Annotated in this window: 16 protein-coding genes; 13 read left to right on the top strand and 3 right to left on the bottom strand. The window is 66.1% G+C overall.

The features are described from left to right. Both HNE04_RS05165 and HNE04_RS05160 read right to left on the bottom strand, forming a co-directional pair. Positions 1-359, bottom strand: a 359-nt coding sequence (locus HNE04_RS05165) for an electron transfer flavoprotein subunit beta/FixA family protein (protein ID WP_172217358.1), incomplete at its 3' end; no start/stop codon positions are given. Positions 360-368: 9 nt separating this feature from the next. Further along, the gene (locus tag HNE04_RS05160; protein WP_172217356.1) at positions 369-1,208 is read right to left on the bottom strand and encodes an HpcH/HpaI aldolase/citrate lyase family protein; all 840 of its coding nucleotides are present in this window, start codon (positions 1,206-1,208) and stop codon (positions 369-371) included. A gap of 56 nt (positions 1,209-1,264) precedes the next feature. On the opposite strand from HNE04_RS05160, the gene HNE04_RS05155 reads away from it, so the two are divergent. Both HNE04_RS05155 and HNE04_RS05150 read left to right on the top strand, forming a co-directional pair. Continuing rightward, a complete protein-coding gene (locus tag HNE04_RS05155) occupies positions 1,265-2,017 on the top strand; it encodes an NAD(P)H-dependent oxidoreductase (RefSeq protein WP_172217354.1) in 753 nt (250 codons plus the stop codon). Positions 2,018-2,020: 3 nt separating this feature from the next. Next, positions 2,021-2,902: an acyl-CoA thioesterase gene (locus HNE04_RS05150; RefSeq protein ID WP_172217352.1), complete on the top strand. Its 882-nt coding sequence runs from the start codon at positions 2,021-2,023 to the stop codon at positions 2,900-2,902. A gap of 12 nt (positions 2,903-2,914) precedes the next feature. Here HNE04_RS05150 and HNE04_RS05145 read toward each other — a convergent pair whose 3' ends face one another. Further along, positions 2,915-3,235 carry a 2Fe-2S iron-sulfur cluster-binding protein gene (locus tag HNE04_RS05145; RefSeq protein ID WP_172217350.1) on the bottom strand — a complete coding sequence of 107 codons (321 nt, stop codon included), beginning with the start codon at positions 3,233-3,235 and terminating at the stop codon, positions 2,915-2,917. A 122-nt stretch (positions 3,236-3,357) separates the two neighbouring features. Between HNE04_RS05145 and HNE04_RS05140 the strand changes: the two genes are divergently transcribed. From HNE04_RS05140 to HNE04_RS05090, 11 genes are read left to right on the top strand one after another with little or no spacing between them, the layout of a single operon-like run. Then, positions 3,358-4,647 carry an aromatic ring-hydroxylating oxygenase subunit alpha gene (locus HNE04_RS05140; protein ID WP_235964785.1) on the top strand — a complete coding sequence of 430 codons (1,290 nt, stop codon included), beginning with the start codon at positions 3,358-3,360 and terminating at the stop codon, positions 4,645-4,647. After that, positions 4,647-5,138 (top strand): aromatic-ring-hydroxylating dioxygenase subunit beta, encoded by a 492-nt coding sequence (locus HNE04_RS05135; protein WP_172217348.1) that lies wholly within the window; start codon positions 4,647-4,649, stop codon positions 5,136-5,138. Before HNE04_RS05140 ends, HNE04_RS05135 begins: the two co-directional genes overlap by 1 nt. Before the next feature lie 14 nt (positions 5,139-5,152). Beyond that, positions 5,153-5,977 (top strand): enoyl-CoA hydratase/isomerase family protein, encoded by an 825-nt coding sequence (locus HNE04_RS05130; RefSeq protein WP_172217346.1) that lies wholly within the window; start codon positions 5,153-5,155, stop codon positions 5,975-5,977. After that, positions 5,977-6,723 carry an SDR family NAD(P)-dependent oxidoreductase gene (locus HNE04_RS05125; RefSeq protein WP_172217344.1) on the top strand — a complete coding sequence of 249 codons (747 nt, stop codon included), beginning with the start codon at positions 5,977-5,979 and terminating at the stop codon, positions 6,721-6,723. The genes HNE04_RS05130 and HNE04_RS05125 overlap by 1 nt, the downstream gene beginning before the upstream one ends. Then, positions 6,720-7,655, top strand: a complete 936-nt coding sequence (locus tag HNE04_RS05120) for an alpha/beta hydrolase (protein WP_172217343.1) — start codon at positions 6,720-6,722, stop codon at positions 7,653-7,655. Before HNE04_RS05125 ends, HNE04_RS05120 begins: the two co-directional genes overlap by 4 nt. Next, positions 7,652-9,118, top strand: coding sequence for a hydroxymethylglutaryl-CoA synthase family protein (locus tag HNE04_RS05115; RefSeq protein ID WP_172217341.1), 1,467 nt, complete (start codon positions 7,652-7,654; stop codon positions 9,116-9,118). Before HNE04_RS05120 ends, HNE04_RS05115 begins: the two co-directional genes overlap by 4 nt. 10 nt (positions 9,119-9,128) lie before the next feature. Beyond that, positions 9,129-10,331, top strand: a complete 1,203-nt coding sequence (locus HNE04_RS05110) for an acetyl-CoA acetyltransferase (protein ID WP_172217339.1) — start codon at positions 9,129-9,131, stop codon at positions 10,329-10,331. Positions 10,332-10,335: 4 nt separating this feature from the next. Next, positions 10,336-11,133, top strand: a complete 798-nt coding sequence (locus tag HNE04_RS05105) for an enoyl-CoA hydratase/isomerase family protein (RefSeq protein ID WP_172217337.1) — start codon at positions 10,336-10,338, stop codon at positions 11,131-11,133. 5 nt (positions 11,134-11,138) lie between these two features. Beyond that, a complete protein-coding gene (locus HNE04_RS05100; protein ID WP_235964783.1) occupies positions 11,139-11,915 on the top strand; it encodes an enoyl-CoA hydratase-related protein in 777 nt (258 codons plus the stop codon). Positions 11,916-11,917: 2 nt separating this feature from the next. Beyond that, the gene (locus tag HNE04_RS05095; protein ID WP_172217333.1) at positions 11,918-13,429 is read left to right on the top strand and encodes a 3-hydroxyacyl-CoA dehydrogenase; all 1,512 of its coding nucleotides are present in this window, start codon (positions 11,918-11,920) and stop codon (positions 13,427-13,429) included. After that, the gene (locus HNE04_RS05090) at positions 13,426-14,268 is read left to right on the top strand and encodes an acyl-CoA dehydrogenase (RefSeq protein WP_172217331.1); all 843 of its coding nucleotides are present in this window, start codon (positions 13,426-13,428) and stop codon (positions 14,266-14,268) included. The genes HNE04_RS05095 and HNE04_RS05090 overlap by 4 nt, the downstream gene beginning before the upstream one ends. Positions 14,269-14,306 lie beyond the last annotated feature (38 nt).

Below are 14,306 nucleotides of genomic sequence, written 5' to 3'. Positions count from 1 at the left end.
ATGGCCTGCTTGCCCAGGATCACGAGGCCCGGCTGTTCCTTGTCGACCAGGGCCTTGAGCAGCTTGGCGACGGACAGCGGCTGCAGTTCTTCGGTGGTCTCGACCAGGATGGCGCGGTCGGCGCCGATGGCCATGGCCGTGCGCAGGGTCTCCTGGCACTGGGCCACGCCGCAGGAGACGGCGATGACTTCCGTGACCACGCCCTTCTCCTTCAAGCGCACGGCCTCTTCGACGGCGATCTCGTCGAAGGGGTTCATGCTCATCTTCACATTGGCGATGTCGACGCCCGTGTTGTCCGATTTCACGCGGACCTTCACGTTGAAGTCCACCACCCGCTTCACGCAAACAAGAATCTTCATTTGGGATATTCAATGACTGGTGTTGAGAATTGCCCGTGCTCTCGCGAGCACGGGCGCGTCGACCATGGCACCTTCAAATTGGAACGCGCCCGCGGACTGGGCGTGCGCAGCTTCGAGCACTCGCCGTGCCCACGCGATCTGGTGGTCCGAAGCGCCAAGCAACTCGTTGACGCTCGCCACCTGGTCGGGGTGGATGCAGAGCTTGCCGCCGAAGCCGAACCGGCGGCTTCGTTGTGTATCGGACGCGAGCCGCGCCGCGTCTTTGAGATTGACCGTCACTCCGTCTACGGGTGCGTTCAATGAGGCGTGGCGTGAGGCCACAACCAGGGCAAGTCGCACCGCGTCAAGTTCACGCTCGTCCGGGCCGCTTTCAATGCCGAGATCGACCTGGAAGTCCAGGTGGCCGAACACCAGCCGGGCCACGCCCGGCGCGCGTGCTATCAGGTCGACTGCATGGAGCCCTTTGGCGGATTCGATGAGCGGAAGAAGTGCAAGACCGGTAGCGCGTTGCTTGACACTCGCAAGCTGTGTGACAGCCTCGGCCTTGGGTAGCATTACCGTGGTCAATCCTGTGGCCGCGAGGTGACGAAGCAGTTCGCAATCTGCCTCGTACCATTGGGTTTCCACCGCATTGATGCGGATGGCGAGATGCCGCTTGTCCTCGGCGCTCAGACTGCTCCATCGATCCAGCAGAGCTGCGCGCGCGCCGGGCTTGGACTCCGAAGCTACGGCATCCTCCAGGTCGAGGATGACCATGTGCGCGCCGCTGGCCATGGCCTTGTCCAGGCGTGCCAGCCGGTCGGCAGGGAGGAACAGAAAACTGCGTGCATGCGTTGCAACCAAGGTCATAAATAGTCCGTCGCGTCGGGGTATTATACGAGGACCGGAAACTACGAGGTAGCACCATGAATGTCCTGATTGTCTTTGCCCACCCCGAACCCCGGTCCTTCGGGCGCGCGCTGCTCGACCGGGGCGTGAGGACCTTGCAGGACTGCGGGCACGACGTCGTCGTGTCCGATCTCTACGCGATGAACTTCAACCCGGTGGCGAGCGGCGCGGACTTTGTCGAGCGGCGCTTCCCCGACGCGCTGCAGTACGACCGCGAGCAGAAGCAAGCCTCGCAGCAACGGTCGTTCGCGCCCGACATCCAGGCCGAGCTCGACAAATTGCTCTGGTCCGACCTGCTCATCTTGCAAGGCCCCCTGTGGTGGTTCTCCGTGCCGGCCATCATGAAAGGCTGGATCGACCGCGTCTTCGCCAACGGCACGGTCTACGGCGGCGGCGGCATGCGTTTCGACAACGGCGGGCTGAAGGGCCGCAAGGCCATGTTGGCGATGACTACCGGCTGCGTGTCGGGCATGGTCGAGCCCGATGGCTTGCTGGGAGACAAGGATGTGATCCTCTGGCACCTGCACCATGGCACCTTCGGGTACAGCGGGCTGGCGACGCTCCCTCCTTTCCTCGCCTGGTCGATCCACTACACGGACGAAGCGCAGCGCAACGCCTATCTCGATGCCTACGAGCAGCGCCTGCGCGAAATTGAACATGTACCGGCGCTGCCCAGCCATCCCCTCGCCGACTTCGGCCCCGACTGGCGCCTCAAGCCCGGGATCGAACCTCGTACCGCCGGGCATCGCCGGTCCAAAGAGCGCGGTTGATCCATGATCTCCACTTCCTGGAACCAACTGGATATTGGCGACCTTCTCGCATTGGAGCCGGCCGGGACAGGTCGGTGGCGCACCCGCCACGGGGATTCCAATCTGAACGGCCGCTCGTACGGCGGTCAGTTGCTGGGGCAAGCCATGGCTGCCGCCCTGCAAGACGTGCCACCCGGGCGTGAGGCCACCATGATGCAGTTTCTCTTCCTGCAGGGCGCGATGCCGCAGGAGACGGTGGAGCTGCAGGTGACCACGCTGCAAGAGGGCAAGCGATTCAGCTCGCGCCATGTGCGCGCCTGGCAAGGCAACGGCCGGACCGTGCTCGACGCTCAGGTCACCTGTGCGGCGGCGCTCGACGCGCCAAGACACGGTGAGGCCAGCACCGCGCCCGATGGCGAGCACCCAGAGGACTTGCCGGGCCTGGACGACGTGGATCCGGCCCTGGTGCACAACCTTCACCGGCTGGGCGGCTATTCGCGGGACCGCAAGCCGAGCATCGAATTCCGCATTCCGGAGCCGCGCCGCCAGTTCGCACCAGAGTCAATGGGCGGGCGTTTTCGATTCTGGATGCGCGCGTCGCAGCCATTGCCCGCCGACGCTCGCGTCCATGCAGCGGTGTTCGCCTATCTGTCCGACTGGTGGTTGAACTTCAGCAGCCTGGGGCTGCACCTGCGCGACCTCGGCGAGCGCAAGCTCTATATCGCCAGCCTCAATCACGCGGTCTGGCTGCACCGCCCCGTGCGAGCGGACCACTGGCTGCACGTTTGCAGCACGAGCCCGGGCAGTGCCGGCGGCCGCGGCCTGTCGATCGGCTCCGTGCACGATCTCGAAGGCCGGCACCTCGCCAGCCTCACCCAGGAGTGCCTGATGGCCTACGCCGACTGAGCTCGAGCGATCTCAGACTTGTTCTTCGGGCAGCGTCACCACGATACCGTCCAGTTCCGGTGTCATCCGGATCTGGCAGCACAGGCGGCTGGTCTCGCGGGGCTGCGGAACGCCCTCGAGCATGAAAACTTCGGTCTCCGATTGGGGCGAGAGCTTCGAGAGCCACCGCTCGTCCACGTAGCCGTGGCAGGTGGCACAGCTGCAAGAGCCACCGCAATCGCCCAGGATGCCCGCCACCCCATTGTCGAGCGCGGCTTGCATGAGGCTCTTGCCGACAGGGGTTTCCACATGGAAATCGGCGCCTTGGTGATCGATGAAAACGACTTTCGGCATGGGGTTCACTTCCTCTAGAAAAAACGTCCGGCTTGGCGCTTGACATAGTCCGTCGCGTCGGACTATTATTGCACCAACTCAAAAGCCGGACAACCACACCTTTCATTCATGGAGGCATCCTCTTGGAAACCAGCGCTCAAGTGATCCCGATCACGCCCGCTCAGCCGCGGCAGCCGCAATGGAGCGAGCTGGTGCGAGACGACCGCGTGCACGGTTCGCTGTATACGGACCCTGTCATCTACCAGGCCGAACTGGAAAAAATCTGGTTCCGCACCTGGGTGTACGTGGGGCATGAAAGCGAAGTGCCCCAGGCGAACGACTACGTCATGAAGTCCATCGGCCCCGAGCCGGTGATCATGACCCGCGACAAGTCGGGCACGATCCACCTGCTGCATAACCGCTGCCCGCACCGTGGAAACCGTGTGTGCATGACCGAACAGGGCAGCGCTCGATCCTTCACCTGCCCCTACCACGGCTGGACCTTCGCCAACGACGGGTCGCTCAAGGGCTATCCGTTTCCTTCGGGTTACGAAGGTGTGGATCGCACCACGTTAGGCCTGGGCAAGGTAGCGCGCCTGGGCAACTACCGTGGCTTCATCTTCGCGTCCATGGCGGCCGAGGGGCCCACGCTCGAGCAGCACTTGGGCGCGGCCATGGGGGCTATCGACGCGCTGTGCGAGACCTCGCCCGAAGGCCAAGTGGAGATCACAGCCGGTTTCCTGAAGCACAAGGTCAAGGCCAACTGGAAGTTCCTGGTGGAGAACGAAACCGATGGCTATCACCCCTCGTTCGTGCATGCCTCCATCTTCGAAGTGGCGCAAAGCGGCATTGGCACGCTCTATAGCAGTGATTCCGAGGCCGTGTCGCGCGACTTCGGCAATGGCCACACCGAGAACGATCTGCGTCCCGAGTTCCGCAAGCGCGGCGTGCCCATGGGCTGGTTCGGCACCACAGCCGAGAAATTGCCAGAGTATGCGGCGAAAATGAACGCGGCGTATGGCGAGGAGAAGGCTCGAAAGATCATGATCGACGGCACGCCGCACATCATGATCTACCCGAATCTCTTCATCGCGGAGATCCAGATATTCGTGATCCAGCCGCTCGCGGTGAACGAGACGGTTCAGCACGTCACCGCGCTGCAGTTCAAGGGGGCGCCAGACCTCAATCGCCGCATGCGCCAGCAGACCATGGGCTCAGTCGGGCCCGCAGGATTCCTGCTGGCCGACGACGCCGAGATGTACGAGCGCACGCAGATGGGCGTGCAGATGCGCAGCCCCGAATGGCTGTACCTGGGGCGCGGCAAGCACCGCGAACGTCTGGACGAAAACGGCTTTCGTGTCGGTGACGCCACCGACGAGACGCCCAGCCGCGGCATCTGGCGCCACTACCGCTCGCTGGTGGAGGCTGCGTGATGCCGATGACACCCGAACAGCGCGCGACGCTGGAAGACGTGACGCAATTCATCTATCGCGAAGCGCGGCTGCAGGACGAACACGCCTACGACGACTGGGAAAGCCTGTGGGCCGACGACGGCGTTTACTGGGTGCCGGCGAACGGGGAGGGCGGCGACCCGGAGCGGGAAATGTCCATCATCTACGACAACCGCTCGCGCATCGGCCTGCGCATCCGCCAGTACCACACCGGCAAACGCTTCAGCCAGACGCCGCGCTCGCGCCTGCGCCGCCTGGTGTCGAACGTGGAGGTGCTGGTGGACGACGGCCGCGAAATTCTGGCCACCGCCAACGCGATGGTGTTCGAGTCGCAGACGCGCGGCGATGTCGTCTGGGCGTCGCGCAATGAGTACCGATTACGGCGCGAAGGCGAGAAGCTGCGCATGGTGCTGAAGAAGGTGGTGCTGGTGAACAACGCCACGGCACTCCATTCCATGGCCTTCCTTATCTGATGGAGTGCAAGAGCATGAGCGAGTCATCCGCTTTCGAGGTCCTGATGGGCGAAGGCCCCGCATTGCTGACGCTGCACGCGGACGGCGTGGCCCACATTCGGCTGAACCGGCCGGACGCGGCCAATGGCCTGAACGTCGAGTTGCTGAAGTCGCTGCACGAGGTAGTGACGCGCGTGCACGGCGACGGCCGGGCGCGTGCCGTGCTCATCACCGGCGAAGGCAAGAACTTCTGCGCCGGCGGTGACGTGCACACCTTCCTCTCGAAAGGTGAGGCATTGCCTGACTACATCCGCGTGGCGACTTCGTACCTGCAGCAAGTGGCCGCGCTCCTCATCCGGCTGAACCCGCCCGTCGTGTCTGCCGTGCAGGGCTTCGCAGCGGGCGGGGGCGGCATGGGCCTGGTGTGCTCGTCAGATTTCGTGATCGCCGGCGAGTCCAGCAAGTTCCTGGGTGGTGCAACGCGCGTGGCCATGGTGCCGGATGCAGGAGTGTCGGTCACGCTCACACAGCTTGTGGGATTCCGTCGCGCCATGGAAATACTGATGCTCAACCCTGTGATCACGGCCGGCGAGGCGAGGGAGATGGGGCTCATCACGCGCGTGGTGCCTGATGCGTCGCTGCTGGACGAGGCATGGTCGCTGGCGCGGCAACTCGCCGCCGGCGCGCCCGCAGCGTTGGCGAATACCAAGCGCCTTTTGTGGAGCGGAATTGGCCGGGGCGTGGAGGCCGCCATGCCCGAGGAGAACCAGGCGCAGGCCGTGCTGTCCGGCATGGCCGACGCGCGCGAGGGCCTGGCGGCCGTGATTGAGAAGCGCCAGCCGCGCTTTACGGGGCGTTGATGGCTGCCGGTTCGCAAAACTTGCAAGGCCGCCGTGTGCTGGTGACGGGTGGCGCGAGCGGCATCGGTGCCGCCATCGCGCGCCGGCTGGCCGCCGACGATGCGGCCGTGGTTATCGCCGACATCCAGGGCGACGCAGCTGCGCGGCTTGGTGACGAGATCGCCGGGACCGGCATTCCGCTGGACGTGACAGATTTCGAGCGTGTTGCCGAATCAGTCGCGCAGCACGGCCCGTTCGACATTCTCGTGAACTGCGCGGGTGTGGACCAGCATGCGTTCTTCACGCAGACCGCGCCGAACGATTGGCGGCGCCTGCTCGCCGTCAACCTCGAATCCGTGTTCAATACCACCCACGCCGTCCTCCCCGCCATGCAGGCAGCTGGCTGGGGCCGTATCGTGAACGTGGCCTCTGAGGCTGGCCGCCTGGGCTCGCGCGGCGGCTCGGTGTATGCAGCGGCCAAGGGCGGCGTGATCGCCTTCACCCGCTCCATCGCACGCGAGAATGGCCGCAAGGGAATCACCGCGAACGTGGTAGCGCCAGGGCCGATCGACACACCGCTGCTGCGCCAAGCCGTGGGTGACGCGGGCGACAAGTTGCTGGGCGCCATGACCGGCGCGACGCTGGCCGGGCGCCTCGGCACGCCCGACGAGGTGGCCGCGGCGGTGGCCTTCCTGGTGTCGGAAAGCGCGGGCTATGTCACGGGCGAGGTGCTTGGTGTGTCGGGTGGCATGGGGTGCGGCGCATGAGCGAAACGCTGAACGAAGCCGTCGAAGCGGTGATCGCCCGGGTCAAGCAGACCTACGGCCGCTGGCGGCGGGACACAACACCCGCGCAGATGCGAGCTGACTGGGATGCATTGTTCAGCGCGCGCGGCGATGCGCGTATAGAGCCCGTAGTTGCCGGCGGCGTCCCCTGCGAATGGGTGCGGGCGCCCCGTGTGCGTGACGACCGCGCCGTGCTGTACTTCCACGGGGGCGGCTTTCAGGTCGGGTCTCTGTCATCCCACCGCGAGCTCATGGCGCTCTTGTCGGCGGCCACCGGTGCTCGCGTCCTGGGCGTGGGCTATCGCCTCGCACCGGAGCACCGGTACCCGGCCGCATTGGAGGACGCCTTGTGCGCCTTCGAATGGGTCCAGGCGCGTGGCCTCGCGGCGGAGCATGTAGCCATGGCCGGTGACTCGGCGGGCGGCGGCCTGGCGTTGTCGGCCATGCTCACGCTGCGGGAGAGCGGCCGTGCGCTGCCAGCTGCGGCTCTTCTCATGTCGGCCTGGACCGACCTCAGCGCATCGGGAGAGAGCTATGAGACGCGAGCCGCTGACGACCCGATCCACCAGCGGCCCATGATCCTCGCGATGGCACGCAACTATTTTGGCGACAAGGTGGATGCCTGCGATCCACGTGTATCCCCGATGTTCGCGGACGCGACCGCGTTGGCCGCGCTCCCACCCGTGATGCTGCAGGTCGGTGACCGCGAGACCGTGCTGAGCGACTCCGAGGCCTTTGCAACCAAGGCGCGCGCCGCCGGTGCGACGGCCGAGTTGCAAGTGTGGCCCGGAATGATCCACGTGTTTCAGCAATTCCCCGGCGAGCTGCCTGAGGCACGCGAAGCCATCGCGGCCGGCGGCCGCTTCCTGGCGGCGCACCTCGACGCCGCGTCTCCAAGAAAGACCTCTCCATGATCGGAATCACCGGATACGGCGGCTACGTGCCGCGCCTGCGCCTGTCGCGGCAGTCGGCAGGCCAGGCGAATGCGTGGTACGCGCCCCAGTTCGCGGGACGCAAGGGCACCCGCGCCATGGCCAACTGGGACGAGGACAGCATCACAATGGCGGTTGCCGCCGCCCGCGATTGCCTGGGCCCGGCCGAGGATCGCAGCCACGTGCGAGCGGTGTTCCTCGCCTCGGATACGCTGCCCTTCACTGAGCGCCTGAATGCGGGCGTGGTGGCCGGTGCGCTCACGCTGGACGAAGACGTGGAGGCGCTGGACATGGGCGGCTCGCAGCGCGCTGCACTCTCGGCGCTCACGCAGGCGTTGGCCCGCGCACGGACCGGCAGCGGCAACGTGCTGGTGCTGGCTGCGGACAACCGGCGCACGCGCGCCGCCAGCGCGCAGGAGCTGGAGTACGGCGACGCCGCTGCGGCAGTGCTGGTGGGCCAGGATCGTGTAATCGCGGAATACCTCGGCGCCGGAACTCTCTCGGTGGATTTCGTCGACCACTTCCGCGCCGCGGGCGAGGACGTGGACTACCACTGGGAGGAGCGCTGGGTGCGCGACGAGGGCATCGGCAAGCTGGTGCCGCGCGCAATCGCCGCCGCCCTGGAGCAGTCGGGCGTGAGGGCGTCGCAGATCGACCATTTCATCTTCCCATCAGCGTTTGCCAAGATGGACGCGCAGCTCGCCAAGGCGTGCGGAATTCGGGCCGAGGCGGTGGTGGACACGCTCGCCGACGGCGTGGGGGACAGCGGTCTGCCGCACGGCATGCTTCTGTTGACCCATGTGCTGGAGCGGGCGCGGCCCGGCGACCATATCCTGCTGGCGCAGTTTGGTAGCGGCGCGCAGGCGCTGGTGTTCCGTGTCACCGATGCTATCGGTTCGTTCAAGCCCGCGCGCGGCGTGAGCCATTGGATCGCGCGCGGCGCGGAGGAGCGCAACTACACCAAGTTTCTCGCGTTCAAGGGCCAGCTGGCGCTGGAGCGCGGCATGCGCGGCGAACAGGATAAGAAAACGGCGCTGTCCACGGCCTGGCGGCACCGCACGGCGCTTTTGGGTTTGGTGGCCGGCAAGTGCGAGGTGACGGGGAGCGTCCACTACCCTCCGTCTCGCTTGTCCTACGACCAGGGCGAGCCGCTGCAGGACACCCAGAAGCCGCACAAGCTGGCCGACCGGGCTGCGCGTGTGCTGAGCTGGTCAGCCGAGTACCTGTCCTACCACCCCGCACCGCCACACCACTACGGCCAGATCGACTTTGAAGACGGCGGACGCATCCTCATGGACTTCACGGACCTCGACGTCGGCGAGGTCGATTCGGGCACGGCCATGGAAATGGTGTTCCGCATCAAGGACATCGACGAGCGTCGCGGCTTCACTCGCTATTTTTGGAAGGCAACGCCCGTGCGCGTTGCGTCCCCCACTTCCCCCTAAAGGAGCAGTCATGGCAACGGGCATCAAGGACAAGGTCGCGATTCTGGGTATGGGCTGCAGCAAGTTCGGCGAACGCTGGGACGCCAGCCCCGAAGACCTCATGCTGGAGGCCTACAACGAGGCCATGGCCGACGCGGGCATCGCGCCGGCGCAGTTGGGCGCCGCCTGGTACTCCACCCACATGGACGACGTGGGCACGGGTCGGGGCGGCACGCCCATGAGCATTGCGCTGCGGCTGCCCAACATCGGTGTCACGCGCGTCGAGAATTTCTGCGCAGGCGGTTCCGAGGCGATTCGCGCGGCTGTGTACGCGGTGGCTGCGGGCGCATGCGATATCGCACTGGCGCTAGGCGTGGAGAAGCTCAAGGACACGGGCTACGGCGGCCTACCGGTCTCAACCGTTGGAACCTACATCCCGCAGTGGTATCCCAACGCGGTAGCGCCGGCCAACTTCGCGCAGCTCGCTTCTGCGTACCGTGTGCGGCACGGCGTGGACGCAGCACTGCTCAAGCGTGCCATCGCCCATGTCTCGGTGAAGAGCCACGCAAACGGCGCGAAGAACCCGAAGGCGCACTTCCAGAAGGCGGTGAGCGAGGAAACGGTGCTGAAGGCGCCGATCATCGCCGAGCCGCTGGGTCTGTTCGATTGCGCGGGTGTGTCCGACGGTGCGGCGGCCGTGATCGTCACAACGCCCGAGATCGCGCGCAGCCTGGGCAAACGCGACCTCGTCATGTTCAAGGCGCTGCAGGTCTCGGTGTCCAACGGCTGGGAGCTTCAATCAAGCGAATGGGACGGCAGCTACGTGCACACGACGCGCATCGCGGCGAAGCGCGCGTATGCCGAGGCCGGCATCACGAATCCGCGCGAGCAGGTGAGCATGACCGAAGTGCATGATTGCTTCTCGATCACCGAGCTGGTGACGATGGAAGACCTGTTTCTTTCGGAAGTGGGCCATGGCGTGCGCGACGTGCTCGATGGCGACTTCGACGCCGAGGGCCGCATCCCTTGCCAGATCGACGGCGGGCTCAAGTGCTTCGGCCACCCGATCGGCGCGAGCGGCATCCGCATGTTGTACGAGCTCTACCTGCAATTGCAGGGCCGCGCGGGCGCGCGCCAACTTGCCAGCCCGAGCATCGGCCTCACGCACAACCTCGGCGGGCAGCCTTCGCAGAACGTCTGCTCGGTGTCCATCGTCGGCCTGCAAGGGGCCTGATGCGATGGCCGAGCCGGTCGTCCTGCTGGATCGTCCCGCGCCGCACGTGGCGCGCCTGCGCATCAACCGCCCGGACAAGCGCAATGCCATCGATCACGCCGTGCGCGAGCAGATCACGCAGCACCTGCGCGCACTGCTGGGCGATGGCGAGACGCGTGCGCTTGTGTTCGGTGGTGTCGATGGTGTGTTCTCCGCGGGAGGCGATGTGCCGAGCATGGTCGGGCTCAGTGCCGAACAGGCCCGGGAACGAATGCAGCACATTCACGTGCTCTGCCGGCTGGTGGCTGGCGCACCAATCCCGGTGGTGAGTGCGATGGAGGGCATCGCAGCCGGTGCGGTGGTGGGGCTGTCGCTGCTGGGTGACCACATTGTTGCAGGCCCGGGTACGAAGGTCCTGTTTCCGTTTCTCAAGCTCGGTCTGGCACCCGATTGGGCGCAGTTGCTCACGCTGCCGAGACGAGTGGGTGTCGGGCAGGCGCGGCGCTTGTTCACCTGCGGCGAAGCACTTGGCGGCGAAGAAGCGCATCGGGTCGGGCTCGTCGACACGCTGGTGCCCGACACGAGCGTCATGGAGACCGCCGTCCGACGCGCTGCGGAGCTCGCGCTGCTGCCGCAGGAAGCTTTCGCCCGCATGAAGAATCGACTGAACGATGCCTCGGCGACGCTGGCCGAGGAATTGGCCCGCGAGGAGACCGATCAGACGATTTGTCTTCTTGGTGACGATTTCCAGGAGGGCTATGACGCTTTTCGAAACAAGCGCACGGCCGATTTCATCACGCGTCCGGGGGTGAAAGTCAAATGAACGACATGACGCAAGTAGCGCCGGTGCTGGTGCGACGTGAGGGGGCCGTGGGCGTCGTCACGCTCAACCGGTCCGCCAAGCGCAATGCGCTCGATCTGACCATGCGGGCCGCCATTGCGCAGGCCGTCACTGATCTGGATGATGACGCAGAAGTGAGGGCCATCGTCATCACCGGCGGCGAAAGCATCTTCGCCGCCGGCGCCGATCTCAACCTGCTGGTCGACAAGGGCGCACAGGATGTGGCCGAACTGGACCTGGGAGGTTACTGGGCCCCCGTGGCGAACTGCCGCAAGCCGGTCATCGCGGCTGTGAGCGGCTTCGCGCTGGGCGCAGGCTGCGAACTGGCGCTGATGTGCGATTTCGTCGTGGCCGATGCCAGTGCGCGATTCGGCCAGCCGGAACTCGCGGTGGGCATCATGCCCGGCGCGGGGGGCACCCAGAGACTGGTGCGCGCGGTGGGCAAGCAGGTAGCCAGCCTGATGCTGCTGTCGGGCGAGCCGATCGGCGGCGACCGAGCTTTTCAGCTTGGCCTGGTGGCCGAGTTGGCCGGCGAGGGCCAAGTGCTTGCCCGTGCGCTCGAGCTGGCGATGCAGGCCGCGCGTATGCCGCCGAAGGCCGTGGCGGCAACGCGGCGTGTGTTGCGCCAGGGCGCCGACCTGCCACTGGAGGCGGCGCTGGCGCTCGAGAATCGCGAATTCTTGCTGCTGTTCGACACGGCCGACAAAACGGAAGGCATGCGAGCCTTTCTCGACAAACGCAAACCTGAATTCAAGGGCGCCTGAGCATGGGAAAGAGCAAAACCATCGGGGTGGTGGGCGCAGGCACCATGGGGCGCGGCATCGTGCAGTTGTTCGCACAGGCCGGGTATGTGGTGCGTTGCCTCGACACGCAGCCGGGCGCGGCCGCCAAGGCCGTGGACCACGTGGACGGCATGCTGGCCAAGCTGGTCGAGAAGGGACGCATCCAACGCGACGAGTTGGAACGGATCAGGAGCCGAATCACGGCCTGCGCGTCGCCGGTTGAGATGGCGGACTGCGACGTGGTGATCGAGGCGATCATCGAGGACCTGGGTGCCAAGCGCGAGCTGTTCCGCACGCTGGAGGGGATTGTGGGCAATGAGGCCATTCTGGCCAGCAACACATCATCGCTCACCGTCTCGGACATCGCTGCGGGCTGCGCCCGGCCCGATCGCGTGGCCGGCCTGCACTTTTTCAACCCGGTGCCCTTGATGAAGGTTGCGGAAGTCATCGCCGCGGTTCGCACGTCCCCGGCGACCATCGAAACGCTTCGTGAGATCACGGAAAGCGCAGGTCACCGTGCGGTCGTCACCGCCGACCAGCCCGGGTTCCTCATCAACCACGCGGGCCGCGGCCTCTACACCGAGGGCCTGCGCATCGTGGAGGAGCAGATCGCGACGCCGGCCGACGTGGATGACGTGCTGCGCGAGGCGCTCGGCTTTCGCATGGGCCCCTTCGAACTGCTGGACCTGACCGGCCTGGATGTTTCCTCCAAGGTCATGGCGTCGATCTACGAGCAGTTCCAGCAGGAACCCCGGTTCCGTCCTTCGTCGCTCGTCGCGCCGCGGGTAGCGGCGGGCCTCTTCGGCCGCAAGACCGGCGAGGGCTGGTACCGCTACGAGGCCGGCAAACAGGCCAAGCCTCCAGCGCGCGAGTTGCCGCCGCTGCGGGCCGGCCTGACCGTATGGATCGACCCGGCCGCCGATGGGGAGGCGGAGCTGAACACGCTGGCCAGGAATGCCGGTGCGCGGCTTTTGACGAACGCCTCGGACGCGGAGCTGGCCATCGTCCAGCCCTGGGGTGTCGACGCGACACATGCAGCCCGGTCGTTGGGACTCGATGCCAGCCGTTGCGTCGCGGTGGACCCGATCACGCCTTTCGGCCTGCGCCGCACGCTCATGCTCACAGCCATCACCGCGCCGCAGACACGAGACGCCGCGCATGCGCTGCTGGCCTCGGACGGCGTGACCGTGACCGTCATTGGCGACAGCGCGGGCTTCATCGCGCAGCGCGTGATTGCCACCATCGTCAACATTGCTGCGAACATCGCCCAGCGCGGCATCGGCAGCGTGCCTGACCTGGAAGATGCCGTGCGGCTCGGCCTGGGCTATCCGCGGGGGCCGCTGGCATGGGGAGATCACCTGGGCAGCGACCGCATCCTGGCCATCCTGCAGGCGCAGTTGCGCCTGACCGGGGACCCGCGCTACCGCCCGAGCCCCTGGCTCGTGCGCCGCGTGGCGCTGGGCTTGCCGCTCACGACACCGGAGGCCGCTCGATGATTGACCTCGACCACCTGCGTACCTGGATCGGCCACCGCCAATCGGCCGATCAGTTCATCGACCCATTTCCGGCGCGGGCGCTGGCCGGCCTTCTTGACCGCCCCCATGCGCCATCCTCCGGCGATGCACTTCCACTGCCCTGGCATTGGCTCTACTTTCTCGACACGCCGTCGCGCGCCGGAACCGGCACAGATGGCCACCCCCAGCGCGGTGGCTTCCTGCCGCCCGTACCCCTGCCGCGCCGCATGTGGGCAGCAGGCAAGCTGCAAGTGCTTGCGCCCCTGGTGATTGGCCAGCCCGCCAACAAGGTGTCGACGGTGCGCGGCGTCGACCTGAAGGAAGGCAAGATGGGTCCGCTGGTGTTCGTGACTGTTGGGCATGAATTGCATCAGGACGGCCGGGTGTGCCTCCTGGAGGAGCAGAACCTCGTGTACCGCGAGGCAGCCAGCGCGCCAGCACCGCTGCCGCCTGGGGAACCGCCTGTGACGGCGGGCGAATGGTCCGGTGAATTGAATCCCGACCCGGCGTTGCTGTTCCGTTTCTCCGCGCTGACCTACAACGGCCATCGCATCCACTACGACCGCGACTACGCGATGCGCGAGGAGTTCTACCCCGCGCTGGTGGTGCACGGCCCCCTGCTGGCTACGCTGTTGCTGGATTTGCTGGCTCGCGTGCGCCCGGCCGCGGCCGTGACCCGATTCGAGTTCCGCGCGCTGCGCCCCGCCTTCGACACAGATCTGATTTGCCTGCGCGGCCAGCCCGAAGACTTCGGTGCGTCGCTGTGGACCGTCGATCCGTCCGGTGCCGTGGGTATGAAAGCCAGCGCGCACTTTGGCTGATTCATTGCAAGGAGATTTTTCGTGAATACACAGACTCA

The sequence above is a fragment of the Caenimonas soli genome (genome assembly GCF_013155545.1).
GTDB lineage: Bacteria > Pseudomonadota > Gammaproteobacteria > Burkholderiales > Burkholderiaceae_C > Ramlibacter > Ramlibacter soli.
Note: the sequence above shows the minus strand (reverse complement) of the source record. Positions and strands in the feature narration are given on the sequence as shown.